We start from the raw sequence: 25677 nt of genomic DNA, 5'->3' as shown, positions 1-25677 counted from the left end.
GGGGTGCGGGGCCGATCCGTGCCGCGCCACGGACAGCGGCGAGTCAGCCGCTCAGGCGATGACGCTCGGCTCACAGGCGGCGGCCGCGGAACACGTTCGCCTCGTCCTCCAGGGCGACCTGCTCCTCCAGGGCCAGGCTCCGCACCCGTCGGCGCACCTGGCGGTCCCGCCCGATCTGCATCAGCGCCAGGACGACGAAGACCACACCGATCAGGGTCAGGTCGACCAGGGTCGGCAACGACAACAGCACCGGCGCCGAGACGGTCAGCAGGCCGGCAGCCACCAGCGGCCGGCGGGCCAACCGATGGAACATGCGCCACTGCATGGCGACCAACGCCAGCAGGTAGACCACCAACCCGCCGTAGAGCGAGAGCAGTTCCAGCCCGCCGAAGATGTTCCGGCTGGCCAGCACGTCGGGGTCGGTGAGGCGGGCGAGCATGCGCTTGATCCCGAGGGCGAAGAAGATGATCCCGACGATCAACGCCAGGTGCAGGTAGGTGTAGACGTCGCGGATCAGGGGGATCCGCTCCGCCCCTCGCACACCGTGCAGGTGCTGCTCCATGGCGAGGGCGAGGGTGTCGAAGTAGAGCCACCACAGCGCGAAGATGATGCCGAGGGTGACGCCGGCCGCGTAGATGGCCCACCAGGTGATCGGCCGTCCGGTGCGTTCCGCCGCACCCAGGCCCAGGGCGATCACCGATTCACCCAGCGCGACGAGCACGATCAGTCCGTGCCGCTCAGCCAGATGCCCGGCCGAGCGCACCTGCCACTCGGTACGGATCAGCATCAGGGCGGTGGCGTACTCGAACGACAGTGCCACCACCCACAGCCCGAGCCGCACGCCCAGCGCCACCGTGCCGTCGAAGAACATGTCGGGCAGCACAGCGGCGATCAGGATGAGCACCGCGCCGCCCGTCGTCGGCAGCGTCAGTAGCAGCGCCCGGCGACGTGACAACACCCGCACACCCACCCAGAAGGTCACGATCTTGATCAGCCAGGTGAGCAGGTAGGCCGTGGCGAACACCAGCGGACCGTCCAGACCGCCCGGCTCGTCGAAGAACGCCACGTCGGTGGTGAGGGCCAGCACGAAGATCGACGCCATGATGCCGAAGCCGATCGCGGGCATGATCGCCTGGTCGGCACGGACGAAATTGCCGAGTGCGGCGAAGCCGCTCCAGCACGACCACAGCAGCGCCAGCACGAGGAACATCTCGAACAGGGCCACCCCGGTTAGATTCTCGGAGGTCAAGGTGGTGACGTTGAGGAAGGCGAAGACGAAGACCACGTCGTAGAAGAGCTCAAGGCGGGTCACCCGGGTGCCGGGCCGTCCCCAGCTGACCAGTTCGAGTCTCCCGCCAGTGCCCACCCGGGCAGTGTGCCAAGGACGACGACGGGCCCGGGCAGGTTCCACGAACCCCCGGCACCGGTGGCCGGCCGCCGCGACACGGCCGCATCGAGCCCGCCTCCCGACCGGCCAAGCCGGTGACGACCCGTGCCGCTGCGCCGCTCAGGCGATGACGGCGGGCTCCCGCCAGCGGGGCTGCCCCGCCCGGTCCAGGTCGTACCGGACCGCCGCGATCCGTCCGACCGCCTCGACCAGGTCGGTGGCCGGCAGGGTGAACGGCAGCCGCAGGAAACGCTCCAGCGTCCCGTCGAGGCCGAAGCGGGGTCCGGGCGCCAGGCGTACGCCGACCTCCTCGGCGGCCCGCGCCAGAGCGCTGGAGATCGGCCCGTCCAACTCGGCCCAGAGGGTCACTCCGCCACGCGGCACGGTGACCCGCCACTCCGGCAGCCGGGCGGCCAGCGCGCCGAGCAACGCGTCACGCTGCACGGCCAGTTGCGCCCGCCGGGCGGCCACGATGGCCGGCGCGACGTCCAGCAGGTGCACCGCGACCAACTGGTCCAGCACCGGGCTGGACATGTCCACCCCCACCCGGGCCGCGGCCAGCCGCTGCACCTGTGGCGCCGAGGTGCGGATCCAGCCGATCCGCAGCCCGCCCCAGAACGGCTTGCTCATGCCGCCGATGCTCACCACCCGGGAGTGCCGGTCGAAGCTCGCCGTCGGCGGCGGCAGGTCCGTCCCGTCCAGCGGCAGGTCCACGAACGACTCGTCGATCACGAGGTCGGTGCCGACCGCGTGCGCGGTGGCCACCACCCGTTCCCGCAGCTCGGCCGGCATCAGGTGCCCGGTCGGGTTCTGGAAGTCAGGGATCAGGTAGCCGACCCGGGGCCGCACCTGCCGCAGCGTGCCCAGCAGCAGGTCCGCGTCCCAACCGTCGGCATCGGCGGCCAGGCCGTACGTGGTGATCCGGGCTCGCCGGGCGGCGAGCGCGGCGAGCGCGTTGGGGTAGCTCGGCGACTCGACAAGCACCCCGCCGCCCGGCGCGAGCGCCAACCGTAGTACCAGGTCCAGGGCGTGCTGAGTACCGTTGGTGACCATGATCTGGTCGGGCGAGGTGGGCAGGCCCCGCTCGGTGTAGCGCTGGGCGACCGCCTCCCGCAGCTCGATGATCCCGATCGGGTGGTACCCGGCGCCGCTCAGGTAGCGGGGCAGGTCCTCCGCCGCCGCGCGGGCCGCCGGCAGCAGCTCGGGCGGGGCGGCCAGCGCCGCCACCCCGAGGTCGAGCATGTCCCGGTCGTCCAGCGGGATCCAGAGCCCGTTGGGCGCCACCCGGTGCGTTCCCGGCAGCATCGTCCAGCTTCCGGCACCCCGCCGGCTGGCCAGGTGCCCGCTGTCGCGCAGCTCGCGGTACGCGGCCGTGACGGTGGTACGGCTGATCCGCAGCGCTTCGGCCAGGTCGCGTTCGGCCGGCAGGCGCACGCCGAGAGGTAGCCGCCCGTCGGCGAGCAGACCGCGTACCGCCCCGGCCAGCGCGGCGTAGTCAGGGCTGCGTCGCCGGCCGGGCAGGGCGTGCCACTGCCCGAGCAGCCGGGCCAATTGGACCCCACGCACTTGACTGACCATGGCCACTCTCCCAATATTGGCTCTGTCGCGAGGCCAATTGGCACCTAGAGTGGCATGCGTGGCAATGATTGGCAACCTCCGGCACCGGCCGACGCGACGGCTCACCCACCTGTTCGTCGGGCTCCTCCTCTACGGCTTCAGCATGGCGCTGATGATCCGCTCCGGGCTCGGGCTGAACCCGTGGGACGTCTTCCATCAGGGGCTGTCCCGACTGACCGGCCTGAGCATGGGCACCGTGGTCATCGCGGTGGGCGCGCTGGTGCTGCTGGCCTGGATCCCGCTGCGCCAACGCCCCGGCCTCGGCACCGTCGCCAACGTGGTGGTGATCGGCCTGGCGGTCGACGCGACCCTGGCCCTGCTGCCACCCGGAGGGCCACTTGCGCTGCGAATCGTCCTGCTGGTCGTCGGGATCGTCGGCAACGGCGCGGCCACCGCGCTCTACCTCGGCGCTCGACTCGGCCCGGGCCCCCGCGACGGGTTGATGACCGGCCTGGTCGCCCGCCGCCCCGGCCGGTCGCTACGCCTGGTCCGCACCGTCATCGAGGTCGGCGTGCTGGCCGTGGGAGCGCTGCTCGGCGGCACGGTCGGCATCGGCACCATCGCCTACGCGCTGACCATCGGACCACTGGCCCAACTGTTCCTGCCGCTGTTCGACGTCGCCGAACCGAACCCACCGGCCCGGATCGAGCCGGCTCCGGCGACCTGACGACCACCCAGCGCCACCGCCACATACCGGATCGGGCCGCTTCCGTCCACCCACATCGACTGTCGGCAATCATGATGCCACTCACGGTCGCAGTGCGACGGTCGGTGTTTTCCTGGAGCCGGGTCGCCCGGCAGAATCTCCGCATGGGGGACAACGCCTGGCGTCGTACCGACGCATGGATCTTCGTCTCGCTGGTGATCGCCAGCGGCGCCGGACGCCACCGACGGTCCACGACCACTCGCCGCCCCGAGGGGGTACGCCTCGCCGACGTGCTCTCCACGGCCGACCATCTCGACCGCAGCATCCCCGATCGGCACGACATCGAGGAGGCGATCCGCCGGTTGCTCGGCGCCGGGCTGGTCGACGTCTCCGACGGCTGGTTCCGGATCACGCCCGACGGCGAGCACCTGTGGCGCTCACGGCCGAGCGCCGGGCTGGCCACCACAGTCGACACCGTGCAGGGGGTGCTCAGCCGCCGGCACGCGCCCGGCACCGCGGACTGGCACCTCGACGAGCAGGAGCACGCCGCCGCCGTGCAGGAGTACCTGGTGCGATCCATCCCGATGCCCCGACGCTCCCCCGAGGGACACTCCGGACGCGGTTGACCTCCGCGCCGTCGTCCGCTGCGGCTGCCAGGATGCGCCCTGACGGCCGCAGCGCAGTGATCGGCGTCAGCGCACGGGGTGACCGGCGCCGCGCAGCACGTCCTTGACCTCCGCCACGGTCAGCTCCCCGAAGTGGAACACACTGGCGGCCAGCACCGCGTCGGCGCCGGCACCGATCGCCGGAGGAAAATGGGCCGCCGCACCGGCACCGCCGCTCGCCACCACCGGGACGTCGACGACCCGGCGCACCGCGCCGATGAGCTCCAGATCGAACCCGGCCTTCGTGCCGTCGGCGTCCATCGAGTTGAGCAGGATCTCACCCGCGCCCAGCTCCGCGCCGCGCCGCGCCCATTCCACGGCGTCCAGCCCGGTGCCGCGCCGCCCGCCGTGGGTGGTCACCTCGAAGCCACTGGCAGTGGTGCCCGCCGATGCTCGCCGCACGTCGAGCGAGAGCACCAGCACCTGCCGACCGAACCGCTCCGCGATCTCCGCGAGCAGCTCCGGCCGGGCGATCGCCGCCGTGTTGACCCCGATCTTGTCGGCTCCGGCGCGCAGCAGGGTGTCCACGTCCGCCACCGTCCGCACCCCGCCGCCGACGGTCAGCGGGATGAAGACCGACTCCGCCGTACGCCGGACCACGTCGAGCATCGTCCCCCGGTCGCTCGACGAGGCGGTGACGTCGAGGAAGGTCAACTCGTCGGCACCCGCGCGGTCGTACGCGGCAGCCAACTCCACGGGGTCGCCCGCGTCCCGCAGGTCGAGGAAGTTGACGCCCTTGACCACCCGTCCCGCGTCCACGTCGAGACAGGGGATCACCCGCACCGCCACCGTCATGCGACGAGCCTATCGCCGCCCGGACGACCTGCGCCGGCCCGACCAGGGCGACGGGGTGCGCCGCCGGTCACAGCCGCACCAGCATCTTGCCGAGGTTCTCCCCCCGCAGCAGGCCGAGGAAGGCCGCCGGGGCGTTCTCCAGGCCGTCGACGACCGTCTCGTCGTACGCCAGCGTGCCGTCGCGCAGCCACCCGGAGACCTCCCGCACGAACTGCTCCCGCAGGTGGCCGTGATCGTTGACCAGGAAGCCGCGCAGGGTCAGCCGCTTGCCGATCACCTGGGCCAGGTTGCGCGGGGCGGCCGGCGCCTCGGTGTCGTTGTACTGCGCGATCATGCCGCAGATCGCCGCCCGACCGTGCAGGTTCATCGACGAGATGGCCGCCTCCAGGTGCTCGCCGCCGACGTTGTCGAAGTAGACGTCGACGCCGTCGGGGGCGGCGGCCCGCAGCAGGTCGCGTACCGGGCCGTCGTGGTAGTCGAACGCGTCGTCGAAGCCGAGCGCTCGCAGTCGCTCGACCTTCGCCGCCGATCCGGCGCTGCCGACCACCCGGCCCGCACCGCGGAGCCGGGCGATCTGGCCGACCATGCTGCCGACCGCGCCGGCCGCCCCGGAGACGAAGACCGTCTCGCCCGGACGCATCGCCGCCACCTCAAGCAGCCCGGCGTACGCGGTCAGCCCGGTCATCCCGAGCACACCGAGGTACGCGGTCACCGGCGCGAGACCCGGCTCGACCTTGCGGGCCGCCTTCGCCTCGACCAGCGCGTAGTCCCGCCAGCCGAGACCGTGCAGCACGGTGTCACCCGGGGCGAACCCGTCGGCCTCGCCGCCGACCACCTCACCGACCGCCCCGCCGTCCAGCGGCGCGTCCAGGGCGAACGGCGGCACGTAGGACCGAACGTCGTTCATCCGCCCGCGCATGTACGGATCCACCGACATGTACCGGTTGCGGACCAGCAGCTGCCCCGGGCCGGGCGTGGGCACCTCGGCGGTGACGAGCCGGAAATTGTCCTCGGTGGGCCAGCCCTGCGGGCGCGAGGCCAGCTGGATCTCACGGTTGGTGGGCACGGGAGTGTCCTTTCTCTGCCGTCGGGGCGATGGCGCGACCGGGCCTCGGCCCGATCACGGGTTGGCCAGGACCGCCAGCGCCTCAGCCACGGTGAACGCCTCCGCGTAGAGCGCCTTGCCGGCGATGACGCCCTCCACGCCGACCGGCTCCAGGGTGGCGAGCGCCCGCAGGTCGTCCAGGGTGGAGACGCCGCCGGAGGCGATCACCGGGGCGTCGGTACGGGCGCACACCTCGCGCAGCAGGTCCAGGTTCGGCCCCCGCATGGTGCCGTCCTTGGTGATGTCGGTGACCACGTACCGAGAGGCGCCGGCCTTGTCGAGCCGCTCCAGCACCTCGTACAGGTCGCCGCCGTCGCGGGTCCAGCCCCGGGCCGCCAGGGTCCGGCCGCGTACATCCAGCCCGATCGCGACCCGGTCGCCGTACTCCGCGCAGACCCGGTCGCACCACTGCGGGTCCTCCAGCGCGGCGGTGCCGATGTTCACCCGCTCGGCACCGGTGGCCAACGCGGCCCGCAACGAGGCGTCGTCCCGGATGCCACCGGACAGCTCCACCCGCACGTCGAGACGGCGCACCACCTCGGCGAGCAGCTCGGCGTTGCTGCCCCGGCCGAAGGCGGCATCCAGATCGACCAGGTGGATCCACTCGGCACCGTCGCGCTGCCACGCCAGCGCGGCCTCCAGCGGGTCGCCGTAGGTGGTCTCGCTGCCCGCGGCGCCCTGCACGAGCCGGACGGCCTGGCCGTCGGCGACGTCCACGGCGGGCAACAGGGTGAGGCTCATGTGTCGTGTCCCTCTCGCATGGTCAACGGCGGTCCAGGGCGATCACCACGATCACCGGCAGGACGAGCAGCAGTAGCAGGATCAGCCCGACCCGCAGCGCCAGGTCGGGCACGAGCACCCAGATGAGGGTGATCGCCGCCAGGGTGAGCGCCACGATCGTGGCCCGCTCTCCCCGGGAGTATCGCGGCAACCGGCCGGTGCGGCCACGACGCACCGTCGGCACCACCCGGCGGACCAACGCCCGACGGCGGGCCCGACGGGCGGTGGCCCGCTCGCGCAGCACCCGCTGCCGGGCCGCCTCCGCCTCGCGGGCCGCCCGGCGCTGGGCCCGTTCCTTGCTCATTGTGCCTCCCGGCGGGTGCGCCCCACCGGCTCAGTCACCGGCCGGCACGGTGGCCAGCCAGTTGCGCAGCAACGCGGCACCGGTCTCGGCGGACTTCTCGGGGTGGAACTGGGCGGCCGACAGCGCGCCGCGTTCCACCGCCGCGACGAAGTCACAGTCGTGGTGGGCCGTGGTCACCCGGGCCCCGGACGCCGTCAACGCGGCGGCGTCGCCGACAGCGTACGAGTGGACGAAGTAGAACCGGCTGTCGGCGGGCAGGCCGGCGAAGAGCACCGAGCCGACCGGCGCCTGCACGGTGTTCCAGCCCATGTGCGGCAGCCGGGCGGCGGCGAGCCGGGTGACCGAGCCCGGCAGCAGTCCCAGCCCCTTGGTCACCACCCCGTGCTCGTCGCCGGACTCGAAGAGGATCTGCATGCCGACGCAGATGCCCAGCACCGGGCGGCCGGCGGCGACCCGTCCGGCGATCACCGGCCCGGCACCGATCGCCTCGATGCCGGCCACGCAGGCGGCGAAGGCGCCCACTCCGGGAACCACCAGACCGTCCGCGTCGGCCGCGGCGGCGAGGTCACCGGTGACCACCACGTCGGCGCCGGCTGCGGCCAGCGCCCGCTCGGCGGAGCGCAGGTTACCCGAGCCGTAGTCGAGCACCACGATTCGACGCCGTCCACGGGGGGCCGCCCCGCCGTCGGGTCGGCCGGTCACGACCCGTCCCCCGGTAGCAGCCAGAGCACCCCCGCGGCGGTGGCCAGCACGGCCAGCAGCGCGGTGACGACCACCGCGCCGCGGGGCGCACCCTGCCGATGCAGGGACAACGCCCCGCCGACAAGCACGCCGGCCAGGATCAACAGCAACGTGGGCAGGATGCCGCTCACCGGCGACACCTCCGCCGCGCCGTACCCGTCACAACGCCCCCTTGGTGCTGGGAATCGCCCCGCCCGCCGTCGGGTCCACCGCGGTGGCCTCCCGCAGCGCCCGGGACACCGCCTTGAACTGCGCCTCGACCACGTGGTGGGCGTCCGGATGCCCGCCGGGCCGGGCCGCCCGCAACACGTCCACGTGCAGCGTGATCCGGGCCGCCTGGCCGAAGGACTCCCAGATGTGCCGGGTCATGCTTGTCGGATAGACCGGACCGATGTACGGCGCCAGGGGCGGCTCGTCGTGCACCACGTACGGCCGGCCGGAGAGGTCCACGGCCGCCCGGACCAGCACCTCGTCCATCGGCACGGTGGCCGAACCGTACCGGCGGATGCCGGCCTTGTCGCCCAGCGCCTGGTCGAACGCGGCACCGAGGGCCAGCGCGGTGTCCTCCATCGTGTGGTGCGCGTCGATCTCCAGGTCGCCCACGGTGCGCACGGTCAGGTCGAAGCCACCGTGCCGGGCGATCTGGTGCAGCATGTGGTCGTAGAACCCGACCCCGGTGCTGATCTCGGCCACTCCGGTGCCGTCGAGGTCGACCTCGACCAGGACCTTGGTCTCCTTGGTGATCCGCTCCACCCGGGCGGTCCGGCTCATGATGTGCCTTTCGTCGGTCGCGGCTGCGGGGCGATGGAACCCTCGCGCTGAATACTGTCCACGGCGGCCAGGAAGGCGTCGGTCTCGGCCCGGGTACCGGCGGTGACCCGCAGCCAGCCGGGCAGGCCGACGTCACGTACCAGCACGCCGTGCGCCAGCAGCGCCCGCCAGGCCACCGACTGGTCGCCGCCCACCTCGTACAACACGAAGTTGGCGTCGCTGTCGGCGACCCGCAGGCCACGGCGGCGCAGTTCACTGACGATGCGGTCGCGCTGCTCGGCGATCTCGGCGACCGTGCCGAGCAGGGCCTCGCAGTGCGCCAGCGCGGCCCGGGCGGCGGCCTGGGTGAGTGCGGAGAGGTGGTACGGCAGGCGGACCAGTTGCACCGCCGCCACCACCGCCGGATCGGCGGCCAGGTAGCCCAGCCGACCCCCGGCGAACCCGAACGCCTTGCTCATCGTCCGGGTGACCACCAGCCGTGGGTGCCCGGGCAGCATCGACAGGGCGCTGACCGTGCCCGGCCGGGCGAACTCCGCGTACGCCTCGTCGACGACCACCATCCCCGGAGCGACGTCCAGCACCGCGCCGATCACCGCCGGGTCGAGCGCGGTGCCGGTGGGATTGTTCGGCGAGCAGAGGAAGACCACGTCCGGCCGGTGCTCGCGGACCTGCTCGACCGCCTCGTCGGCGGTGAGCGCGAAGTCGGCGCCCCGGCGGGCCGGCACCCACCGGGTGCCCGTGCCGAGCGCCAACAGCGGATGCATCGAGTACGCCGGGGTGAACCCGAGCGCGCTGCGTCCCGGCCCGGCGAACGCCTGGAGCAGCTGCTGCTGGACCTCGTTGGAACCGTTGGCCGCCCACACCCCGTCGGCGGTGAGCCCGTGGCCGAGGTACCCGGCCAGGTCGGCCCGCAACGCCAGCGCGTCCCGGTCGGGGTAGCGGTTGAGGTCGCGCAGTTCCGCCGCGAGGGCCTTGCCGATCGCCTCGGTCACCGCCTCCGGCAGCGGGTGGGAGTTCTCGTTGGTGTTCAGCCGCACCGGCACGTCGAGCTGCGGCGCACCGTACGGCGACAGCCCCCGCAGATCGTCACGGATCGGCAGGTCGGCCAACCCGGTCATGTGGTCGCCCCGGTCGGCGACTGCGGCGCCGGGGGTCGGGAAGCACCGGGAACCCGGGCAATGACGGCCTCGCCGTGCGCCGGCAGATCCTCCACGTTCGCCAGGGTCACCACGTGGCCGGCGACCTCCCGCAGCGCCTCCTCGGTGTACTCCACCACGTGCACGCCGCGCAGGAACGACTGCACCGACAGCCCGGACGAGTGCCGGGCGCATCCCCCGGTGGGCAGCACGTGGTTGGAGCCGGCGCAGTAGTCGCCAAGCGACACCGGCGAGTACGCGCCCACGAAGACCGCGCCGGCATTGCGTACCCGCATCGCCCACTGACGGGCGTCGGCGGTCTGGATCTCCAGGTGCTCGGCCGCGTACGCGTCGACCACCCGCAGGCCCGCCGTCAGGTCGTCGACGAGCACCACGCCGCTCTGCTCGCCGCCCAGCGCGGTGCCGACCCGCTCGGCGTGCTTGGTGGCCGGCACCAGTCGGGCCAGTTCCCGATCCACCGCGTCGGCCAGGGCGACCGACGGGGTGACCAGCACACTGGCCGCGAGAGGGTCGTGCTCGGCCTGACTGATCAGATCGGCGGCGACGTGCACCGGGTCGGCGGTGTCGTCGGCCAGGATCGCGATCTCGGTCGGGCCAGCCTCCGCGTCGATGCCGACCACCCCGCGCAGCAGCCGCTTCGCGGCGGTGACCCAGATGTTTCCCGGGCCGGTGATCATGTCGACCGGTGCGCAGTGCGCGCTGCCGGCGGCGTCGACGGCACAGCCGTACGCCAGCATCGCCACGGCCTGGGCGCCGCCGACGGCGTACACCTCGTCGACGCCGAGCAGCGCGCAGGCGGCGAGCACCCGCGGATCGGGCAGGCCGCCGTTGTCCTTCTGCGGCGGGCTGGCCACCACCAGCGACCGGACGCCGGCCGCCTGGGCGGGCACCACGTTCATCACCACGGTCGACGGGTACATCGCCAGCCCACCGGGGACGTAGAGACCGACTCGGTCGACCGGGGTCCACCGCTCGGTGACCGTGCCGCCGGGCACCACCTGGGTGGTGTGGTCGACCCGTCGCTGATCGGCGTGCACCCGCCGGGCCCGGGCGATCGACTCCAGCAGCGCCGCACGGACCTGGTCGTCCAGCGTGCCCTCCGCCGCCGCGATGGCCTCCGCCGGCACCCGCAGCACCTCGGGGGCGATCCCGTCGAACCGCTCGCTGGCCTCGCGGACCGCCGGATATCCATGCTCACGCACCGCCGTGACGATCGGGCGGATGCGCTCGACCGCCACCGAGACGTCGAGCTGGGCACGAGGCAGCAGGTGGCGCGGGTCACGCGCGCCACCGCGCAGGTCGATCCGGTTCAACACGCCTGCGAGTCTAGGCGGCCCTCCGTCGGGCCGACCGCGCCGTCCGCTGTCCGGGACGGTGAGCCGGGACACGCCGCCGCCCGCCGATCGGGCTACGCTTGATCACGTGACCGCACGGCTGCCGGTGTTCCCGCTCGCCACGGTGCTCTTCCCGGGGCTGGTACTGCCGCTGCACATCTTCGAGGAGCGTTACCGCGCGCTGGTCCGACACCTCGTCGCGCTGCCCGAGGGCGCCCCACGCGAGTTCGGGGTGGTGGCCATCCGCAGTGGCTGGGAGGTCGCCTCCGCTGCCGGCCAGGACATGTCCGGCACCGGCGAGGTCACCCTGCACGAGGTGGGCTGCACCGCCGAGCTGCGGCAGGTCACCGAGTTGGATGACGGAGGCTTCGACATCGTCACCGTGGGGCGGCGTCGCTTCCGGATGGGCGACGTCGACCGGACCTCCGCGCCGTACCTGACCGCCGAGGTGCAGTGGTTGCCCGAGCCGGACGGCCCGGACGAAACCGCCGATCTGCTGTCGGCCCGGGTGATCGCTGTCTTCCGGCAGTACCTGGGCCTGATCCGGGCCGAGGCCGGTCAGCTCACCGAGCAGCTGCCCGAGGACCCGACGGTGCTGTCCCACCTGGTCGCCGCGACCGCGGCGCTGACGTTGACCGACCGCCAGCGCCTACTCGCCATCGACGGCACGGCGGCCCGGCTGCGCGCCGAACTGCACCTGCTCAACCGCGAGGCGGCGCTGCTTCGCCAGGTGCGGGCGGTTCCGGTGCCGTTGGCGGAGTTGGCCTCGCCCCCGCCGGCCCCGAACTGACCTCGCCCGCCGGCCCGGAACCGGCTGCTCCCGCCGGCCCGGCGGGCAGCGGCGGATGCGCGGCGAGCCAGGCCGCGTCCGGCTCCGGCCCCGCTGGCTTCGGCGCCGCTGGCGGATGCGCGGCGAGCCAGGCCGCGTCCGGCTCGGGCTCGGGCCGCAGCGACGGCCATCGTGACCAGCCGGCGAGCAGGGTGTACGTGACCGCGGCGGCGAAGGCCGGCAGCAGCAGGTTGCCGTAGGGCACCGGCAGCACCCCGAGGAACAGCTCGATCCCGCCGGCCCGCAGGTCCGCCGGCTTGCTGAAGCGCGTGCCGTCCGGGGCGCTGTCCAGCAGCCGCTGGTAGCTGGCCAGGCCGACCCGACGCCCCACCTGCCAGGCGACCAGTCCGGCGGCGAGCCCACCGGCCGCCGCGACGACCAGCCCGACCGGCCCCCGGTGGCGACGCAGCAGGAACCACACGGCGAGCGCGGTGAGCACCCCGAACGCCAGCCCGAGCAGGCTGAACCATCCGTCCGCGGCGATCGGCTGTTCCGGTTGCGCCTGGCCGTACACCGCGCCGTCGCCACTCTTGACGACCGGCGTGGCCGGCGCGACCGCCGCCCAGAGCCACCCCAGCGGCGCCCCCAGCAGGCCCAGGACCAACACCGTCGCCGCCCCGAACGCCGCCACTCGGCCACGCCCACCCGGCCCCCCGGCGGTCGAATCGACGGTCTCGGCGGAGAGCACCGCGGCCCCCGCAGCCGGGTCGCTGCTCGGCCCGGTGGCCGCAGCCGCCGGCCCGTCGATCTCGGCGGCCAGCCCGGCGACCTTGCCACCCGGCTCGGTGGTCTCGGTACCCGGCGCAGCGGCCTCGGCGGCCGGCTGGCTCGCCGACTGGGTAGCCGCCACGGCGGCGTCCGTCGCCGGCTGGCTTGTCGATCTGGTCGTCGGCTCGGTCGACGAATTAGGCAGGGCAGCCGACGGCCGGGCGGGCGGTTCGGCGGCGGGGGTGGTCGGGCTCACCCGATGATCCTCGCAGCTACCGTCGTCGGTCGTACACCGTGTCGCGGCAGCAGGTGCCGCGAGCCGCCCGGCCGGCCGGTATCCCGCGTGTCGGTCAGCGGCCGAACGGCTCCAGCATCGCCGAGGCGGCCCGCAGCCAGGCCTGTCGGGTCTCGCCCTGGAGCTGGTGGTACTCGATCGACGAGCCGGTCTCCAGCGCCGGGTCGTACGGCACCACGGTCACCGCGCGGGTCCGGGTGGCGAAGTGCTTCTCCAGGTCGCCCTGCAACGGCAACCGGCCCGGGGTGGGGCAGGAGATCAGCGTGACGGCGTTGTCGGCCAGCTGACCCATCCCCTCCTCGTGCAGCAGGTCGAGCATCCAGTCTGCGCTGAACGCGGCGTCCTCGCGGGGCACCGTGGTGACCACCAGCTGATCGGCGGCCTGCATGACGGTACGCCAGTTCGGGCTCTCCACGTTGTTGCCGGTGTCCACACAGATCACGTCGTGGGTGCGACGCAGCAGCTCCAGCACCCGCTTGACGGTGAACTGGTCCAGCCGTTGGGCGAACCGGGGGCTCTCCTCACCGGCGAGCACGTCGTACGACCCGTCGGAGGCGTGCCGCAGGTAGTCGTCCAGGATCTCCAGCAGCTCCGCCCCCTCCCGGATCTCGATTTGCACGAGATCGGCGACCAGGTGCCGGATCGTTCGGGCATGCCGGGCGCTGCCGGCGCGCAGCCCGAGGGTGCCACGTAGCTCGTTGTCGTCCCAGGCCAGCACGCCTCGGCCGCGTACGCTGCCGACGGTCGCCGCGGCCAGCACGGTGGCCGTGGTCTTGTGCACCCCGCCCTTCGGGTTGGCGAAGGCGATCACCCGGGGGGTGCCCAGGTCGCGCCGGAGCACGGCGGCGGCCCGTTCGAGGTCGCTGCCGGCGCTCTGCGCACGCCACTCGATGCGCCCGGGGCGGCCGGCCACGGTGGCCGGTGGCAGCACAGCCGGCGGCGGGGTCGGCGGGGCCACGGCCGGCAACGGTGCCACCGGCGGCGCCACGGCAGGGGGCGCCATCGCCGCCGAGGGCGGCTGATAGCCGTTGTCCAGCAGGGCGTACCGGGACTCCACCGGCGGCGCGGCGTGCCGGTAGCCGTTGTCCAGCAGGTTGTACCGGGACTCCATCGGCTCCGGCCGGCGCGGCTCCGGCACCGGCGGGTACGGCGGCTGCGCCGGCTGTCCGCGGTAGGGCTGGACCGGATGCGCCGGGTCGACCCGGTAGGCAGGTTCGGCGCGGTAGGCAGGTTCGGCGCGGTAGGCCGGCTCCTCCCCGTACGACCGGTCCGCCGGCTGGCCGACGGCCGGCGCCCGCCCCGCGTAGCCGGTGCCGGGCCCCCGCCGCGGCAACGGCTCAGGTGACGGAGACGGCGGTGGCTCCTCGGCCCGCCGCTCGGTGGCGGCCGGCTCTGCGCTGCGTCCGCCGAGGCGGGCTCGGTCGAGCAGCGCCCGCCACCGCGGTGCGGGTTCGGCGGGCCGTTCCCAACCGGTCTCGCTGCCCTCCACGGATCGCCTCCCCAGCGCTTCGGTCTCCGTCTGACAGGCTACGAACGAAAGCCTACTGAGGCCACACCGGGCGACAACCGGATGTGTCGACAACCGTCAAGGTGCCGACTCTGGATCATCCTCGTCGTCGGTGTCTGCCGAGGTCGAGGGCGTCCATGTCGAAGCCGAAGGCGCGGGTGCGGGCGGCGACGGTGACGGTGACGGTGACGGATCCGTCACCTCCGGCGGTGTCAGCGAGCGGTCCGCCACTGTCGGCTCCGGCGCGGGCGGGCCCTCGGTGGCGGCTGTGGTGGCACTTGCGGTGGCGGAGACGGTGGCGCTCGCCGTCGGTTCCGGTGTGGCCGTCCGGTCCACCGGCGGCCGGACGACATCTCGCTGCTCCGGCAGCGGCGGAGTGAAGACGGTCCGCTCCAACCGCCGAACCTCAGGAGCCGGATCCACCACCCGCACCCCGGAGCGGGCCGCAACGCCGCGTAGCTTCGCCGGCTCGGCACGTACCACCAGGGCGTAGAGGCAGGCGCACTCGGCCCGGAACGCGGCCGCCTCCGCCGCCGCGACCTGGGCGCCGCTGAGGTACAGGCCGCGCAGTTCGCGTTCCTCCGGGCCACCACCGCCCAGCGCGGTGGCCCGGGCCCGGTAGTCGGCGGCCTCCCGCTCCTTGCGCTCGGCGAGTTTGATCATTCCGGCCGTCACGTCCTCCGGCACCCGCTGGGTCGGAATACGGACGATCTCGGTCTGCCGCTCCGGCAGCGGCACCCGTCCGAACACCACCGCGACCCCCACGTCACCGACCACCGCGGCGAGTCGGGCCGGGGTGAGGTACTCGGTGAGCGAGACGAGGGCGTACGTGCCGTCGCCGAGCGAGCCGGCCAGCGCGGCCAGGTCGGCCGCCGCGGTCGCCTCGTAACGGGGGATGGAGTCGCCCTCGACCACGCCCACCCGGGTCACCTCGCCGACCGTGCGGTCCGGCACGGGCGGGCCACCGGTGGCGAGCACGGCCGTGGCCAGCACCGTGGTGCACGACAGCATCGCCACCCAGCCGAGCAGCGGAGTGCGGCTCGGGCCATGGCCGAGCCGGGTCACCGTGGCCGCGAGGCGGGGCAGCAGTCGCTGGTCCAACTTCCGCAGCAGATCGCCGGCGCGCACGGGCGGTCCCCTCGTCGGTCGGTCGGAACGGGTGGGACGCGTCAGTCGCGGAGGATCTCCAACGTGCGTCCCAGATCGTCAGGGTAGTCGCTGACGAAGCGGACCTCGTCCCCCGTACGGGGGTGCTCGAAGCTCAACTCTCTGGCGTGCAACCACTGCCGGTCCAGTCCGAGCCGGGCGGCGAGTGTCGGATCGGCGCCGTACGTGAGGTCACCCACGCACGGATGCCGCAGCGTCGAGAAGTGCACCCGGATCTGGTGCGTACGGCCGGTTTCCAGCCGCACGTCGACCAGGCTCGCGGACGGAAACGCCTCGATGGTGTCGTAGTGGGTGATGCTCGGCTTACCGCCGGAGACCACCGCCCAGCGGTAGTCGTGGTGCGGATGCCTGTCGATCGGGGCGTCGATGGTGCCCCGCAACGGGTCCAGGTGGCCCTGCACCACCGCGTGGTAGCGCTTCTCCACCTCCCGATACTTGAAGGCCCGCTTCAGCACGCTGTACGCCTGCTCGCTCTTGGCCACCACCATGACGCCTGTGGTGCCGACGTCGAGGCGGTGCACGACGCCCTGGCGCTCGGCGGCGCCGCTGGTGGCGATGGTGTGCCCGATCGCGGCGAGCCCGCCGATCACGGTCGGGCCGGTCCAGCCGGGACTGGGATGCGCGGCCACGCCGACCGGCTTGTCCACCACCACGATGTCGTCGTCGGCGTACACCACCCGCAGGCCGGGCACCGCCTGGGGCACCACCACCGGCGCCGTGGCCGGCGCGGGCAACGTCACCTCCAGCCAGGAGCCCGCCCGCACCTTGTGCGAGTTGGGTCGTACCGCACCGTCCACCAGCGCTTCCCCGGCATCGACGAGCGCGGCGGCGGCGGTACGGGACAGGCCGAACAGCCGGGCGACGGCCTGGTCCAGTCGCATCCCGTCGAGTCCGTCGGGCACCGGCAGGCTCCGCTGGTCGCCGCCGGCGGCGAAGGTGGCCGTCACGCCCGCTCCCGCCGTCCGCTGTCGGTGTCGCCCGGGTCGCCGGCCCCGGCGGGCTGCCGGTCGGCGGTGCCGCCCCCGGCCGGTGGGTCTTCCCGGTCGGTGTCACTGCGCCGGCCGTCGGGCAGCGCCCGGGTGCCGTCGCGCTGGCGTCCGGTGAACTCCAGCGCAACGGCGAGCAGCACGCCGCAGACCAGGGCACTGTCGGCGACGTTGAAGATCGGGAAGACCCGACCGTACGGGTCGAAGACGCTGAACATGTCGACCACGTGCCCGACGAACCAGCCCGGTGCCCGGAAGATCCGGTCGAGCAGATTGCCGGTGACGCCACCGACCACCAGGCCCAGCGCGACCGCCCACGACGCCGAGCGCAACGTCCGCGCCATCCAGGCGATCCAGCCCAGCACCCCGATCGCGATGATCGGGAAGATGAAGGTGTAGTCCTTGCCCAGACTCCACGCGGCCCCGCTGTTGCGGGTCAGCGACAGGTAGAGCGCCCCACCCAGCAGTCGCACCGGCTCGCGGTCGCTGAGTTCCTGGAGGGACAGGTGCTTGGTCAACAGGTCGACGGCCAACGCGAACACCGCAAGCGAGAGGAGGATCGTGACGGCTCGGCGTCGCGATCTCGTGGCGGTGCCCGACCCGGTGGTGCCGGATCCAACGGGCGGTGCTGCGCTCATCTGCTCCCCATCGACTATCGCGGCGGTACGGTCGCACCGCTGCGCACTCACGCCGGGGAACGTGCCGTCAGCGCCGCTCCTCCAGCTGCTTGCAGGTCACGCAGAGAGTGGCCGACGGGAACGCGGCCAGCCGCTCCACCGGGATGGGGTTGCCGCATCGCTCGCACCAGCCGTAGCCACCCTCATCGAGACGCTCCAGGGCGCGCTCGACCTGCGTGATCCGTTCCAGGATGCTGTTGGCGAGGGAGATCTCCTGCTCCCGCTCGAACGTCTTGGTGCCGGTGTCGGCCTGGTCGTCCCCGGCCGAGTCGGTGAGGCGGTCGCGCTGCAGCTCGGTGATCTCGCTCAGCGTCTGATCGTACTCGGCTCGCAGTTCCTCGTGCCGGGCCGCCAACGCGGCTCGGATCTTCTCGGTCTCCGCGGCGCTGCGGGTGGACTTCGCCGCAGTTTTGCGGCCTGCGGTCCTGGTGTCGGCTGGCTTGGCCATCGTCGCTCCCTCGGCCACGGAGCCGCGGTTGCCCGCGACGCCTCGACAGGGGCCGCCGCATCGGCCGCCCCAGGTACAAAACGGGCGCGCGGCCACGGGGCCGCGCACTCCGGAGGTTGGCAAGGATACGGAACGTAAAGGCGTCCGACAACGTGCCGCACCGCGACGCCCGTTCCACCCCGGTTACCGCCATTTCAGGGCAAAGGGAACGCTAGCAGATGTCCGACACTCAGCCGGTCGGTTCCGCGCCGTCCCGCAGCTGGCTCAGCCGGCCGATCAGATCCGGCCCGGAGGGCGTGACCAGGAAGAGTTTGTCTCTGCTCGCCGCACCGGTGCGGAGCGACACGGCGGCCGGCCGGACGCCGAGCGCGGCAGCCAACGCGCGACGGGCGGCCTCGGTGGCCCGACCGTCCGCCGCCGGTGGGTGCACCGCGATGACGAGAGCGGGCCCGTGCGGGCCGTCGAACCGGCCACCCACGCGGGCCCGGGAGGCGCCCGGCTTCACCCGTACGGCGACAACCAGCGCATCGTCCATCGGGGCCACGTCAGCGGCGCTCGGTCTCCGCCAGCAACACGGTGTCCGGCGTGCAGTGCGCGCAGGGGGTGAAACCGAGTTCGACCGCCTCGGCGACGGGCAGCGGCTCGTGCTCCCGGCCGACCAGGTGCGGGCACCCGTCGAGGTGGTACCGCGGCCGGCCGTCGACGACCCGCACCTCGTCCGCGAGGCGGGCCACCCGGGCGGCCTGCTCCGCCGTGGTCTCCTCGGCGGCAGGCTCGTCGTCGTACTCGTCGGCAACACCCGACCGCTCGCGCGGCTCGGTAACCGGCGAGCCGGGTGGTTGCCGCCACCCGACATCGCCGGTGTCCACGGTTGCCGAGGTCTGCTGGTTCGGAATGCCCCACCCACGCCCGTCGCCGTCGCGACGGGTCTGGCCCGCCGGATCGCCGCTGGGAGCCGAGGCCCGGCCAGCCGCCTGGCGGGCGCCTGCGACAAGTGCCACGGCGGCCAGCAGGCTGGCCCCGATCGAGACGACCAGCAGCGGGCTGGAGCCACCAGCCAGGCCGAAGACCAGCAGCACCACAGCGACGAGGATGAGCCCGAGACTGATGACTATCATGGCTCACCCTCGCCGTGTCGTACCGATGAGGCTGGGCGGGTGATCGCCGCGCTGGCGGCAGTCACCGACCCGGTTCAGCGACCGGCCTCAAGCGCGCCGGAGCGGCCCCCGCCGTAGGAACCGGCGAGACCCGCCGCAGCGAGCCCGTTGCCGGCAGCCCGGGCGCCCTCGCCGCGGGTCATCTCGGCCTCCAGGCCCTGACCGCGGCCGTCGAGGTCCCGCAGCTGGCTCTCCAGGTACGCCTTGAGCCGGGTGCGGTACTCGCGCTCGAACTGCTTGAGCTCCTCGATGTGCTTCTGCAACGCGGTGCGCTTGGCGTCCAGGCCACCCATGGCCTCCTGGTGCCGCTGCCGGGCGTCGCGCTCCAGCGCGTCCGCCTTGGCACGGGCCTCGCGGGTGACCTCCTCGGCCTTGGAACGGGCCTCGGAGAGCAGCTGGTCGGCCTCGCGGCGAGCGTCGGAGACGTGGTCGTCGGCGGTGCGCTGGGCCATCATGAGCACGCGCAGCGCCTGCTGCTCGCCGTCCGGGCCGGCCACGGCGCCACCGACACCGACGGAGCGGACCTGCTCCAGCTCGGCCTGCATGGCGCGGGCGGCCTGCTCGGCGGCGGCCTTGTCGCGCTGCACCCGGTCGAGCTGGGCCTTGACGTCGTTCAGCTCGGCGGCCAGGCGGGCGTCGCCGCCGGGGCCGGCCGGGGCACCGCCCCGTCCACCGCGCTCCACCTGGGCGCGCAGTTCGTTGTTCTCCTCGATCAGACGGGCGAGTTCGCGCTCGACCTCGTCCAGGAAGGCGTCGACCTCCTCCTCGTCGTAGCCCCGCTTGCCGATCGGCGGCTTCTTGAAGGCGACGTTGTGGACGTCGGCCGGGGTCAGCGGCATCGAAACTCCTCGGGTCAGTTGCGGCCGCGATAGCGCGTCGGTCATCAGGCGGTCCTGATGATCGCCGGCTCTAACACAAACCTCATCAGCACGAACAGGATAACCAGGAGCACAAGGGAGGCCAGGTCGATGCTCACGGTACCAATTCGCAGCGGAGGGATCACACGCCTCAACGCCCGGAGCGGGGGATCAGTGACGCTCCACACGGATTCCAGTCCGGCTGACGCTCCCCGACCGGGCTGCCAGCGTCGGCCGTACTGCAACACCGCGCTCAGCACGAAACGGGCCAGAAGAACGATCAGAAAGACATACGTGGTCAGGTAGAGGACCTGTAACAAGATCGACAACACGGCAGGCGACGTCCCTCGGGTCGGGCGGGTCAACTCAGGCTGAAGAACCCGCCCTCAGCGATCTTGGCCTTGTCCTCCGCGGTGACCTGGACATTGGCCGGTGAGAGCAGGAACACCCGGTTGGTCACGCGCTCGATCGTACCGCGCAGCCCGAAGGCCAGCCCGGCGGCGAAGTCCACCAGACGGCGGGCATCCGCCTCATCCATCTCGGTGAGGTTGATGATCACCGGCACCCCGTCGCGGAAGTGCTCGCCGATCGTCCGCGCCTCGCGATAGGTAGTCGGGTGCAACGTGGTGATCTGGTACCGCTGCTCCTCCTCCGGCACCAGCGGGCGCTCGCGCGGCTGCACCTGCGGCGCCAGGGCGAGATTGTCCCGGGTGTGATAGGTCAGCGCGCCGGACGGCTCGCCGGTCGACCTGGTGATCGACCGGACACTGGACCGCTCGGACCGCTCGGACCGCTCAGACCGCTCCGGGCGCTCGGACTCCAGCCGCTCGGCCTCACCCAGCCGGCCCGACCGCTCACTCAGCCGCCCACGGTCACCCAACCGTGGACGCGGCGCCGGCGGCTCCTCCGGCTCCTCCTCCTCGTCGGCGAACTCCTCGGCGTACCGGCTCTGCCGGTAGCGCGACTCCCGGTAGCCACCCTTGTCGTAGCCACCGTCGTCGTAGGCCCGCTCGTCGTCCTCTTCGACCAGTCCGAGCCAGACCCCCGCCTTGCGCAGTGCACCCATCCCCGCGCCCTTCCCGTCCGCCGTGCGGCACACGCCCCCGCCGTGTCGCCTGTCGCGAGTGGACCATCCCTGCCCACCGGACTGGAACGGCAATCCCCCGACGCGCAATTCGCGTTGCACGTCACGCCCCCCGTCGCCGGGAAGGCCGTTCCCACAAACAACACTGATGTAATTTGCTTCCCTCGCGGCCAGGCTACCGCAGCGTGGGACGCATTCCGAGCAACGCGCTGCCGACGCGGACATGTGTCGCGCCGTGACCGATCGCTGCCTCCAGGTCGCCGCTCATGCCGGCGGACAGCTCCGTCGCCTGCGGATGGTCCGCCCGCACCAGCGCCGCGATGGTCGCCAGCCGGGCGAAGGCGCGCTCCGGCTCCCAGCCCAGCGGCGCCACCGCCATCAGGCCGGCCAGCCGCAGCCCACCGGCGGCGGCGACCGCCTCGGTGACCGCGCCGAGGCCGGCGTCCGGATCGGCCGAGTCCGGCACGGCACCGCCCCGGGCCGCGTCTCCGTCGATGCTGACCTGCACCAGGACGTCCAACGGCCGGTCCCGGCCAATGGCGGTGACACCGGCGTCCAACGCGGACGCCAGGCGGACGCTGTCGACGGACTGGACCACGTCCGCGTACCGCAGCACCGACTTGACCTTGTTGCGCTGCAAGCGGCCGACGAAATGCCAGCGCGGGGCGACCCCGGCGGCGGCGACCTGCGGCGCCTTGGTCGCCGCCTCCTGGTCACGGTTCTCCCCCACGTCGGTCACGCCGAGGCCCACCAGAGTCACCACATCGGATGCCGGGTAGGTCTTGGTAACCGCGATCATGGTCACTTCCGCCCGGTCCCGGCCCGCAGCCGCGCAGGCGTCAGCGATCCGGGAGCGTACGCGGGCGAGCCCGGCGGCGATCTCCGCGCGCCGGTCGGCTCTCGCCGGGGCTTGGCTGTCGGTCATCGGCGGTGTTCAGGACCCGTTCTTCAGGAAGTCGGGCACATCCACGTCGTCGAAGAGCACCCGACGCGGCGACTGCGGCGCGGCCGGCGCGGCCGGCGACGGCAGGATCGGTGTGCTCGGCTGTGCCGGCTGGTTCTGGTTGGTCTTGCGGGCCGGCTCGGCCGCCTTGTACGCCGGTGTGCCACCGTCGAAGCCCGCCGCGATCACGGTGACCCGCACCTCGTCGCCGAGCGCGTCGTCGATGACCGCACCGAAGATGATGTTCGCGTCCGGGTGTGCCGCGTCGGTGACCAGCTGGGCCGCGTCGTTGATCTCGAACAGGCCGAGATCGGAGCCACCGGCGATGGAGAGCAGCACGCCACGGGCACCGTCCATGCTCTGCTCAAGCAGCGGGCTGGAGATGGCGGCCTCGGCGGCCTCGACCGCGCGGTTCTCGCCCCGGGCGCTACCGATGCCCATCAGCGCGCTGCCCGCGCCGCTCATCACGCTCTTGACGTCGGCGAAGTCGAGGTTGATCAGACCTGGCGTGGTGATCAGGTCGGTGATGCCCTGCACACCGGAGAGCAGCACCTGGTCGGCCGTCCGGAACGCGTCCATCATGCTGATGTTGCGGTCGCCGAGCGCCAGCAGCCGGTCGTTGGGAATGACGATCAGGGTGTCGCACTGGTTACGCAGCTCGTCGATGCCGGCCTCAGCCTGCACCTGGCGGCGCTTGCCCTCGAAGGAGAACGGGCGGGTGACCACACCGATGGTCAGCGCGCCGAGCTTCCGGGCGATGTTCGCCACCACAGGCGCGCCGCCGGTGCCGGTGCCACCACCCTCACCGCAGGTCACGAAGACCATGTCGGCCCCCTTGAGGACCTCCTCGATCTCGTCGCGGTGATCCTCGGCGGCGTTCTTGCCGACGTCCGGGTTGGCGCCGGCGCCCAGCCCCCGGGTCAACTCGCGGCCGACGTCGAGCTTGACGTCGGCGTCGCTCATCAGCAGCGCCTGCGCGTCCGTGTTGATCGCGATGAACTCGACGCCCTTGAGCCCAACCTCGATCATCCGGTTGACGGCGTTGACGCCGCCACCCCCGATGCCGACGACCTTGATGACCGCCAGGTAGTTGTGCGGAGGTGTCATCTCCGGTCCTTTCCTTCGAGATCGGCTACTCCCCGACCGAGCTACGGCCTGGCCGGACCGACGGTCGACGCAGTTACCACCACCGAGGTCGAGAGGTAAACCCTCACCCTCTACTAGAGGGTTAGAGTTATGTCAACCACTGATCCTCTTCGGGGCAACGTAAGCGCAGCCGAGCGATGAGCCAAGGACCTCTCCGGCGTGTCGCCGGTGTAGCGAGACGGCTCACCACTGACCGGTCGCTCACCGGAAGGTGACCACATCCGGCGCGCTCACGTCGATCCGGGCCGCATCCTGGTCGAGCAGCGCGGTGGCCACCCGCGCCTTGTCCGCACCACGGGTCGCGTCGCCCCAGAACACCGTACGGTCGTCATGCAACCTCAGGCTGATCCGGGCCAGCCCCTCGACACTGATCTCGACCAGCTGGTCGAGCAGCTCCGGGGTGAGCACACCGAGCACCTCCAGACCGGCCCGGGTGTCCGGGTCGTCCGGACCGGGCGTGGCCAGCCGTACCAGCGGCAGGCCGTCCGGCCGCTGCGGCACCGTCCGGAACACCACCCCGGCGGCGTCGACCACCGCGAACTGCTCCCCGCGCGGCACCACCGCCACACCCGTACGCTCGGTCAGTCGTACCACCAACGCGTCCGGCCAGTCCCGAGTGACGGTGACCCGCTCCACCGGCGGCAGGGCACCGATCCGGCCGGCCAGCGCGGCCAGGTCCACCCGGGCCAACGGAGCACCGTCCGGCACGCCCGCTGCGTCCCGCACCTGCACCGCCGTCACCAGTTCGGCACCCTCCACCCGAACCTCGCGTACCCCGAACAGGCCGGTGCCCAGCAGCGTCCACGCCACCAGCCCGGCCACCGCGACCACACCAGCGGCCACCGCCCAGGGCAACGCCGCGCGCATCCGCCGACGCCGGGCCCGGGCCATGAACCGCCGGGTCGAGGCGGGTACCGCGTCGCTGCCGGCACGTACCAACTGCCACCGGCGCACGGGGCGACGCCCCGCGCCACCGTCCACACCGGTGCCGCGCCCCCGGGCCGGACCGGGACTCATTCCGCGACGGGCGCCGCGCCGTCCACGCCGACGGCTCCGGGAACGCTGCCCCCGATGCTCGTCGACCCGCCAGCCGCCCCGCCGGCGACGGTGCCGGTCAGCGCCGACGCACCGGCGGTACGCGCCGTCAACGCGGCCAACAACTCGTCACCCATCAGCGAGATCGGCGGAGCCCCCATCGTCACCACCACGTCGCCCGGCCGGGCCCGGCGGGCCACCTCGGCCGGCGCCGCCTCCCACGTGTCGACGAAGACCTTCCGCTCCGCCGGCAGCGACACCGCCTCAACCAGCGCCGTCGAGCCCTCGCCGGGGGCACGTTCCTCGCCCGGCCCGAAGACCTCCAGCAGCACCAGCTCGTCGGCGATCGCCAGCGCCTCGGCGATCTCCGCCTGCAACTCCCGGGTGCGGTAGAGCCGGTAGGGCTGGAAGACCACGATCAGCCGGCCCTCCCCGGCCACCTCGCGCAACGTCCGCAGGGCCAACGTCATCGAGGTCGGGTGGTAGGCGTACTCGTCGTAGACGAGCACCCCGTCGACGTCGCCCTTGCGCTCGAAACGTCGGCGCACCCCCGGGAAGGCCGCGAGCGCGGCCTCCGCCGCCGGCAGTGGCAGCTCCAGCAGGTACGCGGCCAGCACCGCCGAGGCACTGTTGAGCCCCATGTGCCGGCCCGGCACCGGCAGTCGGAACTCGCCCAGCGAGCGACCGTCGATGTGGGCGAGGTAGCGCACCCCCCGCGCCGAGGAGGCGATGTCGGTCAGTCGCAGGTCAGCGTCCTCGGCCTCCCCGTAGGTGTACACCCGACGCCCCTCGGCGCGCAGCGTCGCCGCCAGCCGCCGGCCACCCGCGTCGTCGGCGCAGGTGATGACGAACCCCTCCGGGTCGGTGAGCCGGGCGAACTCGGCGAAGGTGGCCTCCAGGTTGGCCAGGTCGCCGTAGGTGTTCAGGTGATCCGCCTCGACATTCGTGACGATCGAGACGTACGGACGGTAGATGAGGAACGAACGGTCGCTCTCGTCGGCCTCGACCACGAAGTACTCGCCGGTGCCGTGGTGTGCCCCCGAGCCGACCTCGGAGATCTCCCCACCGATCACGAAGGACGGATCGGCCCCGGCCTGTTGCAGCACCATGGTGACCATCGAGGTGGTGGTGGTCTTGCCGTGGGTGCCGGCGACGGCCACGGTACGGCGACCGGTCATCGCGGCTGCCAGGGCCTCCGAGCGGTGCAGCACCCGCAGCCCGCGGCGGCGTGCCTCGACCATCTCCAGATGATCGGCGGGGATCGCCGAGGAGTACACGACAGTGTCGACCCCGTCGAGGTTGGCCGTCTCGTGGGTCATGTGGATCGTCCCGCCGAGCGCCCGCAGGCCGGCCAGCGACGGCCACTCGCGCAGCTCGCTGCCGGAGACCGGCAGGCCCCGGGTGAGGAAGAGCCGGGCCAGCCCGCTCATGCCGACCCCGCCCACGCCGATCAGGTGGATATGGCCGAGATCCTCGGCGGTAAGCGTGCCCGCCGGGCTGAACGTGGTCATCGGGACCAGCCTTTCGTTCGCGACT

At 72.8% G+C, this 25677-nt stretch carries 29 protein-coding genes; 3 read left to right on the top strand and 26 right to left on the bottom strand.

Translation table 11 applies throughout. The features are described from left to right. Positions 1 to 70: 70 nt before the first annotated feature. Together O7624_RS24725 and O7624_RS24720 are read right to left on the bottom strand one after the other, a co-directional pair. On the bottom strand, positions 71 to 1366 hold the full coding sequence (locus O7624_RS24725; RefSeq protein ID WP_282237444.1) for a low temperature requirement protein A: 1296 nt from the start codon (positions 1364 to 1366) through the stop codon (positions 71 to 73). Between the two features lie 141 nt (positions 1367 to 1507). Beyond that, entirely contained in the window at positions 1508 to 2965 is a 1458-nt protein-coding gene (locus tag O7624_RS24720; protein WP_093401539.1) for a PLP-dependent aminotransferase family protein, read from the bottom strand. A gap of 58 nt (positions 2966 to 3023) precedes the next feature. On the opposite strand from O7624_RS24720, the gene O7624_RS24715 reads away from it, so the two are divergent. Both O7624_RS24715 and O7624_RS24710 read left to right on the top strand, forming a co-directional pair. Continuing rightward, the gene (locus tag O7624_RS24715) at positions 3024 to 3671 is read left to right on the top strand and encodes a hypothetical protein (RefSeq protein WP_282237443.1); all 648 of its coding nucleotides are present in this window, start codon (positions 3024 to 3026) and stop codon (positions 3669 to 3671) included. Positions 3672 to 3814: 143 nt separating this feature from the next. After that, the gene (locus tag O7624_RS24710; RefSeq protein WP_093401625.1) at positions 3815 to 4276 is read left to right on the top strand and encodes a hypothetical protein; all 462 of its coding nucleotides are present in this window, start codon (positions 3815 to 3817) and stop codon (positions 4274 to 4276) included. A gap of 66 nt (positions 4277 to 4342) precedes the next feature. Here O7624_RS24710 and hisF read toward each other — a convergent pair whose 3' ends face one another. From hisF to hisD, 9 genes are all read right to left on the bottom strand, one after another. Next, entirely contained in the window at positions 4343 to 5110 is a 768-nt protein-coding gene (gene hisF, locus O7624_RS24705) for an imidazole glycerol phosphate synthase subunit HisF (protein ID WP_282237442.1), read from the bottom strand. Between the two features lie 67 nt (positions 5111 to 5177). Then, positions 5178 to 6176 carry an NADP-dependent oxidoreductase gene (locus tag O7624_RS24700; protein ID WP_282237441.1) on the bottom strand — a complete coding sequence of 333 codons (999 nt, stop codon included), beginning with the start codon at positions 6174 to 6176 and terminating at the stop codon, positions 5178 to 5180. Positions 6177 to 6230: 54 nt separating this feature from the next. After that, positions 6231 to 6956: a bifunctional 1-(5-phosphoribosyl)-5-((5-phosphoribosylamino)methylideneamino)imidazole-4-carboxamide isomerase/phosphoribosylanthranilate isomerase PriA gene (gene priA / locus O7624_RS24695; protein WP_093401543.1), complete on the bottom strand. Its 726-nt coding sequence runs from the start codon at positions 6954 to 6956 to the stop codon at positions 6231 to 6233. A gap of 22 nt (positions 6957 to 6978) precedes the next feature. Then, positions 6979 to 7299 (bottom strand): hypothetical protein, encoded by a 321-nt coding sequence (locus tag O7624_RS24690; RefSeq protein ID WP_282237440.1) that lies wholly within the window; start codon positions 7297 to 7299, stop codon positions 6979 to 6981. A gap of 30 nt (positions 7300 to 7329) precedes the next feature. Then, positions 7330 to 8001: an imidazole glycerol phosphate synthase subunit HisH gene (hisH, locus tag O7624_RS24685; protein ID WP_282237439.1), complete on the bottom strand. Its 672-nt coding sequence runs from the start codon at positions 7999 to 8001 to the stop codon at positions 7330 to 7332. Continuing rightward, positions 7998 to 8180 carry a hypothetical protein gene (locus O7624_RS24680; protein WP_093401546.1) on the bottom strand — a complete coding sequence of 61 codons (183 nt, stop codon included), beginning with the start codon at positions 8178 to 8180 and terminating at the stop codon, positions 7998 to 8000. The genes hisH and O7624_RS24680 overlap by 4 nt, the downstream gene beginning before the upstream one ends. A 19-nt stretch (positions 8181 to 8199) precedes the next feature. Further along, the gene (hisB, locus tag O7624_RS24675) at positions 8200 to 8811 is read right to left on the bottom strand and encodes an imidazoleglycerol-phosphate dehydratase HisB (RefSeq protein ID WP_099844733.1); all 612 of its coding nucleotides are present in this window, start codon (positions 8809 to 8811) and stop codon (positions 8200 to 8202) included. Then, positions 8808 to 9929, bottom strand: a complete 1122-nt coding sequence (locus O7624_RS24670; RefSeq protein WP_282237438.1) for a histidinol-phosphate transaminase — start codon at positions 9927 to 9929, stop codon at positions 8808 to 8810. Before O7624_RS24670 ends, hisB begins: the two co-directional genes overlap by 4 nt. After that, positions 9926 to 11284, bottom strand: coding sequence for a histidinol dehydrogenase (gene hisD / locus O7624_RS24665; RefSeq protein WP_282237437.1), 1359 nt, complete (start codon positions 11282 to 11284; stop codon positions 9926 to 9928). The genes O7624_RS24670 and hisD overlap by 4 nt, the downstream gene beginning before the upstream one ends. A 106-nt stretch (positions 11285 to 11390) precedes the next feature. Here hisD and O7624_RS24660 point away from each other — a divergent pair, with 106 nt between their 5' ends. Then, positions 11391 to 12092, top strand: a complete 702-nt coding sequence (locus tag O7624_RS24660) for an LON peptidase substrate-binding domain-containing protein (protein WP_282237436.1) — start codon at positions 11391 to 11393, stop codon at positions 12090 to 12092. Here O7624_RS24660 and O7624_RS24655 read toward each other — a convergent pair. The 15 genes from O7624_RS24655 to murC form a co-directional block, all read right to left on the bottom strand. Continuing rightward, positions 12004 to 13095 (bottom strand): DUF2567 domain-containing protein, encoded by a 1092-nt coding sequence (locus O7624_RS24655; protein ID WP_348774962.1) that lies wholly within the window; start codon positions 13093 to 13095, stop codon positions 12004 to 12006. The two genes, O7624_RS24660 and O7624_RS24655, sit on opposite strands and share 89 nt — an antisense overlap. Positions 13096 to 13189: 94 nt before the next feature. Then, a complete protein-coding gene (locus O7624_RS24650; RefSeq protein WP_282237435.1) occupies positions 13190 to 14623 on the bottom strand; it encodes an AAA family ATPase in 1434 nt (477 codons plus the stop codon). 96 nt (positions 14624 to 14719) lie between these two features. Then, positions 14720 to 15769 carry a hypothetical protein gene (locus O7624_RS24645; RefSeq protein WP_282237434.1) on the bottom strand — a complete coding sequence of 350 codons (1050 nt, stop codon included), beginning with the start codon at positions 15767 to 15769 and terminating at the stop codon, positions 14720 to 14722. Between the two features lie 41 nt (positions 15770 to 15810). After that, the gene (locus O7624_RS24640; protein WP_093401135.1) at positions 15811 to 16755 is read right to left on the bottom strand and encodes an RluA family pseudouridine synthase; all 945 of its coding nucleotides are present in this window, start codon (positions 16753 to 16755) and stop codon (positions 15811 to 15813) included. Beyond that, positions 16752 to 17432 (bottom strand): signal peptidase II, encoded by a 681-nt coding sequence (gene lspA / locus O7624_RS24635; protein WP_282237433.1) that lies wholly within the window; start codon positions 17430 to 17432, stop codon positions 16752 to 16754. Before lspA ends, O7624_RS24640 begins: the two co-directional genes overlap by 4 nt. Positions 17433 to 17499: 67 nt before the next feature. Continuing rightward, entirely contained in the window at positions 17500 to 17919 is a 420-nt protein-coding gene (locus tag O7624_RS24630; RefSeq protein WP_093401137.1) for a TraR/DksA C4-type zinc finger protein, read from the bottom strand. A 229-nt stretch (positions 17920 to 18148) separates the two neighbouring features. Beyond that, entirely contained in the window at positions 18149 to 18454 is a 306-nt protein-coding gene (locus tag O7624_RS24625; protein WP_093401551.1) for a DUF167 domain-containing protein, read from the bottom strand. A 10-nt stretch (positions 18455 to 18464) separates the two neighbouring features. Then, entirely contained in the window at positions 18465 to 19037 is a 573-nt protein-coding gene (locus O7624_RS24620) for a hypothetical protein (protein ID WP_282237432.1), read from the bottom strand. 74 nt (positions 19038 to 19111) lie between these two features. After that, positions 19112 to 19915: a DivIVA domain-containing protein gene (locus O7624_RS24615; RefSeq protein WP_093401139.1), complete on the bottom strand. Its 804-nt coding sequence runs from the start codon at positions 19913 to 19915 to the stop codon at positions 19112 to 19114. Positions 19916 to 19959: 44 nt separating this feature from the next. Further along, entirely contained in the window at positions 19960 to 20265 is a 306-nt protein-coding gene (locus O7624_RS24610; protein ID WP_093401140.1) for a YggT family protein, read from the bottom strand. Positions 20266 to 20294: 29 nt separating this feature from the next. Continuing rightward, positions 20295 to 20999: a cell division protein SepF gene (gene sepF / locus O7624_RS24605; RefSeq protein ID WP_282237431.1), complete on the bottom strand. Its 705-nt coding sequence runs from the start codon at positions 20997 to 20999 to the stop codon at positions 20295 to 20297. Between the two features lie 193 nt (positions 21000 to 21192). Further along, the gene (locus O7624_RS24600; protein ID WP_282237430.1) at positions 21193 to 21942 is read right to left on the bottom strand and encodes a YggS family pyridoxal phosphate-dependent enzyme; all 750 of its coding nucleotides are present in this window, start codon (positions 21940 to 21942) and stop codon (positions 21193 to 21195) included. 9 nt (positions 21943 to 21951) lie between these two features. Further along, positions 21952 to 23067 (bottom strand): cell division protein FtsZ, encoded by a 1116-nt coding sequence (gene ftsZ, locus O7624_RS24595; RefSeq protein WP_093401143.1) that lies wholly within the window; start codon positions 23065 to 23067, stop codon positions 21952 to 21954. A 240-nt stretch (positions 23068 to 23307) separates the two neighbouring features. Next, complete coding sequence (locus O7624_RS24590; protein WP_282240747.1) at positions 23308 to 24087, bottom strand: FtsQ-type POTRA domain-containing protein; 780 nt, start codon at positions 24085 to 24087, stop codon at positions 23308 to 23310. 32 nt (positions 24088 to 24119) lie between these two features. Then, complete coding sequence (murC, locus tag O7624_RS24585) at positions 24120 to 25652, bottom strand: UDP-N-acetylmuramate--L-alanine ligase (protein ID WP_282237429.1); 1533 nt, start codon at positions 25650 to 25652, stop codon at positions 24120 to 24122. Positions 25653 to 25677 lie beyond the last annotated feature (25 nt).

It is taken from the genome of Verrucosispora sp. WMMD1129 (assembly GCF_029581255.1).
GTDB lineage: Bacteria > Actinomycetota > Actinomycetes > Mycobacteriales > Micromonosporaceae > Micromonospora > Micromonospora sediminimaris.
Note: the sequence above shows the minus strand (reverse complement) of the source record. Positions and strands in the feature narration are given on the sequence as shown.

What these genes read in the sequence shown, in the direction of transcription:
- O7624_RS24720 (WP_093401539.1), bottom strand. Translation starts at nt 2,965, where the DNA reads ATGGTCAGTCAAGTGCGTGGGGTCCAATTGGCCCGGCTGCTCGGGCAG.
- O7624_RS24710 (WP_093401625.1), top strand. Translation starts at nt 3,815, where the DNA reads ATGGGGGACAACGCCTGGCGTCGTACCGACGCATGGATCTTCGTCTCG.
- hisF (WP_282237442.1), bottom strand. Translation starts at nt 5,110, where the DNA reads ATGACGGTGGCGGTGCGGGTGATCCCCTGTCTCGACGTGGACGCGGGA.
- priA (WP_093401543.1), bottom strand. Translation starts at nt 6,956, where the DNA reads ATGAGCCTCACCCTGTTGCCCGCCGTGGACGTCGCCGACGGCCAGGCC.
- O7624_RS24690 (WP_282237440.1), bottom strand. Translation starts at nt 7,299, where the DNA reads ATGAGCAAGGAACGGGCCCAGCGCCGGGCGGCCCGCGAGGCGGAGGCG.
- hisB (WP_099844733.1), bottom strand. Translation starts at nt 8,811, where the DNA reads ATGAGCCGGACCGCCCGGGTGGAGCGGATCACCAAGGAGACCAAGGTC.
- O7624_RS24670 (WP_282237438.1), bottom strand. Translation starts at nt 9,929, where the DNA reads ATGACCGGGTTGGCCGACCTGCCGATCCGTGACGATCTGCGGGGGCTG.
- lspA (WP_282237433.1), bottom strand. Translation starts at nt 17,432, where the DNA reads ATGAGCGCAGCACCGCCCGTTGGATCCGGCACCACCGGGTCGGGCACC.
- O7624_RS24630 (WP_093401137.1), bottom strand. Translation starts at nt 17,919, where the DNA reads ATGGCCAAGCCAGCCGACACCAGGACCGCAGGCCGCAAAACTGCGGCG.
- O7624_RS24625 (WP_093401551.1), bottom strand. Translation starts at nt 18,454, where the DNA reads ATGGACGATGCGCTGGTTGTCGCCGTACGGGTGAAGCCGGGCGCCTCC.
- O7624_RS24620 (WP_282237432.1), bottom strand. Translation starts at nt 19,037, where the DNA reads ATGATAGTCATCAGTCTCGGGCTCATCCTCGTCGCTGTGGTGCTGCTG.
- O7624_RS24615 (WP_093401139.1), bottom strand. Translation starts at nt 19,915, where the DNA reads ATGCCGCTGACCCCGGCCGACGTCCACAACGTCGCCTTCAAGAAGCCG.
- sepF (WP_282237431.1), bottom strand. Translation starts at nt 20,999, where the DNA reads ATGGGTGCACTGCGCAAGGCGGGGGTCTGGCTCGGACTGGTCGAAGAG.
- O7624_RS24600 (WP_282237430.1), bottom strand. Translation starts at nt 21,942, where the DNA reads ATGACCGACAGCCAAGCCCCGGCGAGAGCCGACCGGCGCGCGGAGATC.
- ftsZ (WP_093401143.1), bottom strand. Translation starts at nt 23,067, where the DNA reads ATGACACCTCCGCACAACTACCTGGCGGTCATCAAGGTCGTCGGCATC.
- murC (WP_282237429.1), bottom strand. Translation starts at nt 25,652, where the DNA reads ATGACCACGTTCAGCCCGGCGGGCACGCTTACCGCCGAGGATCTCGGC.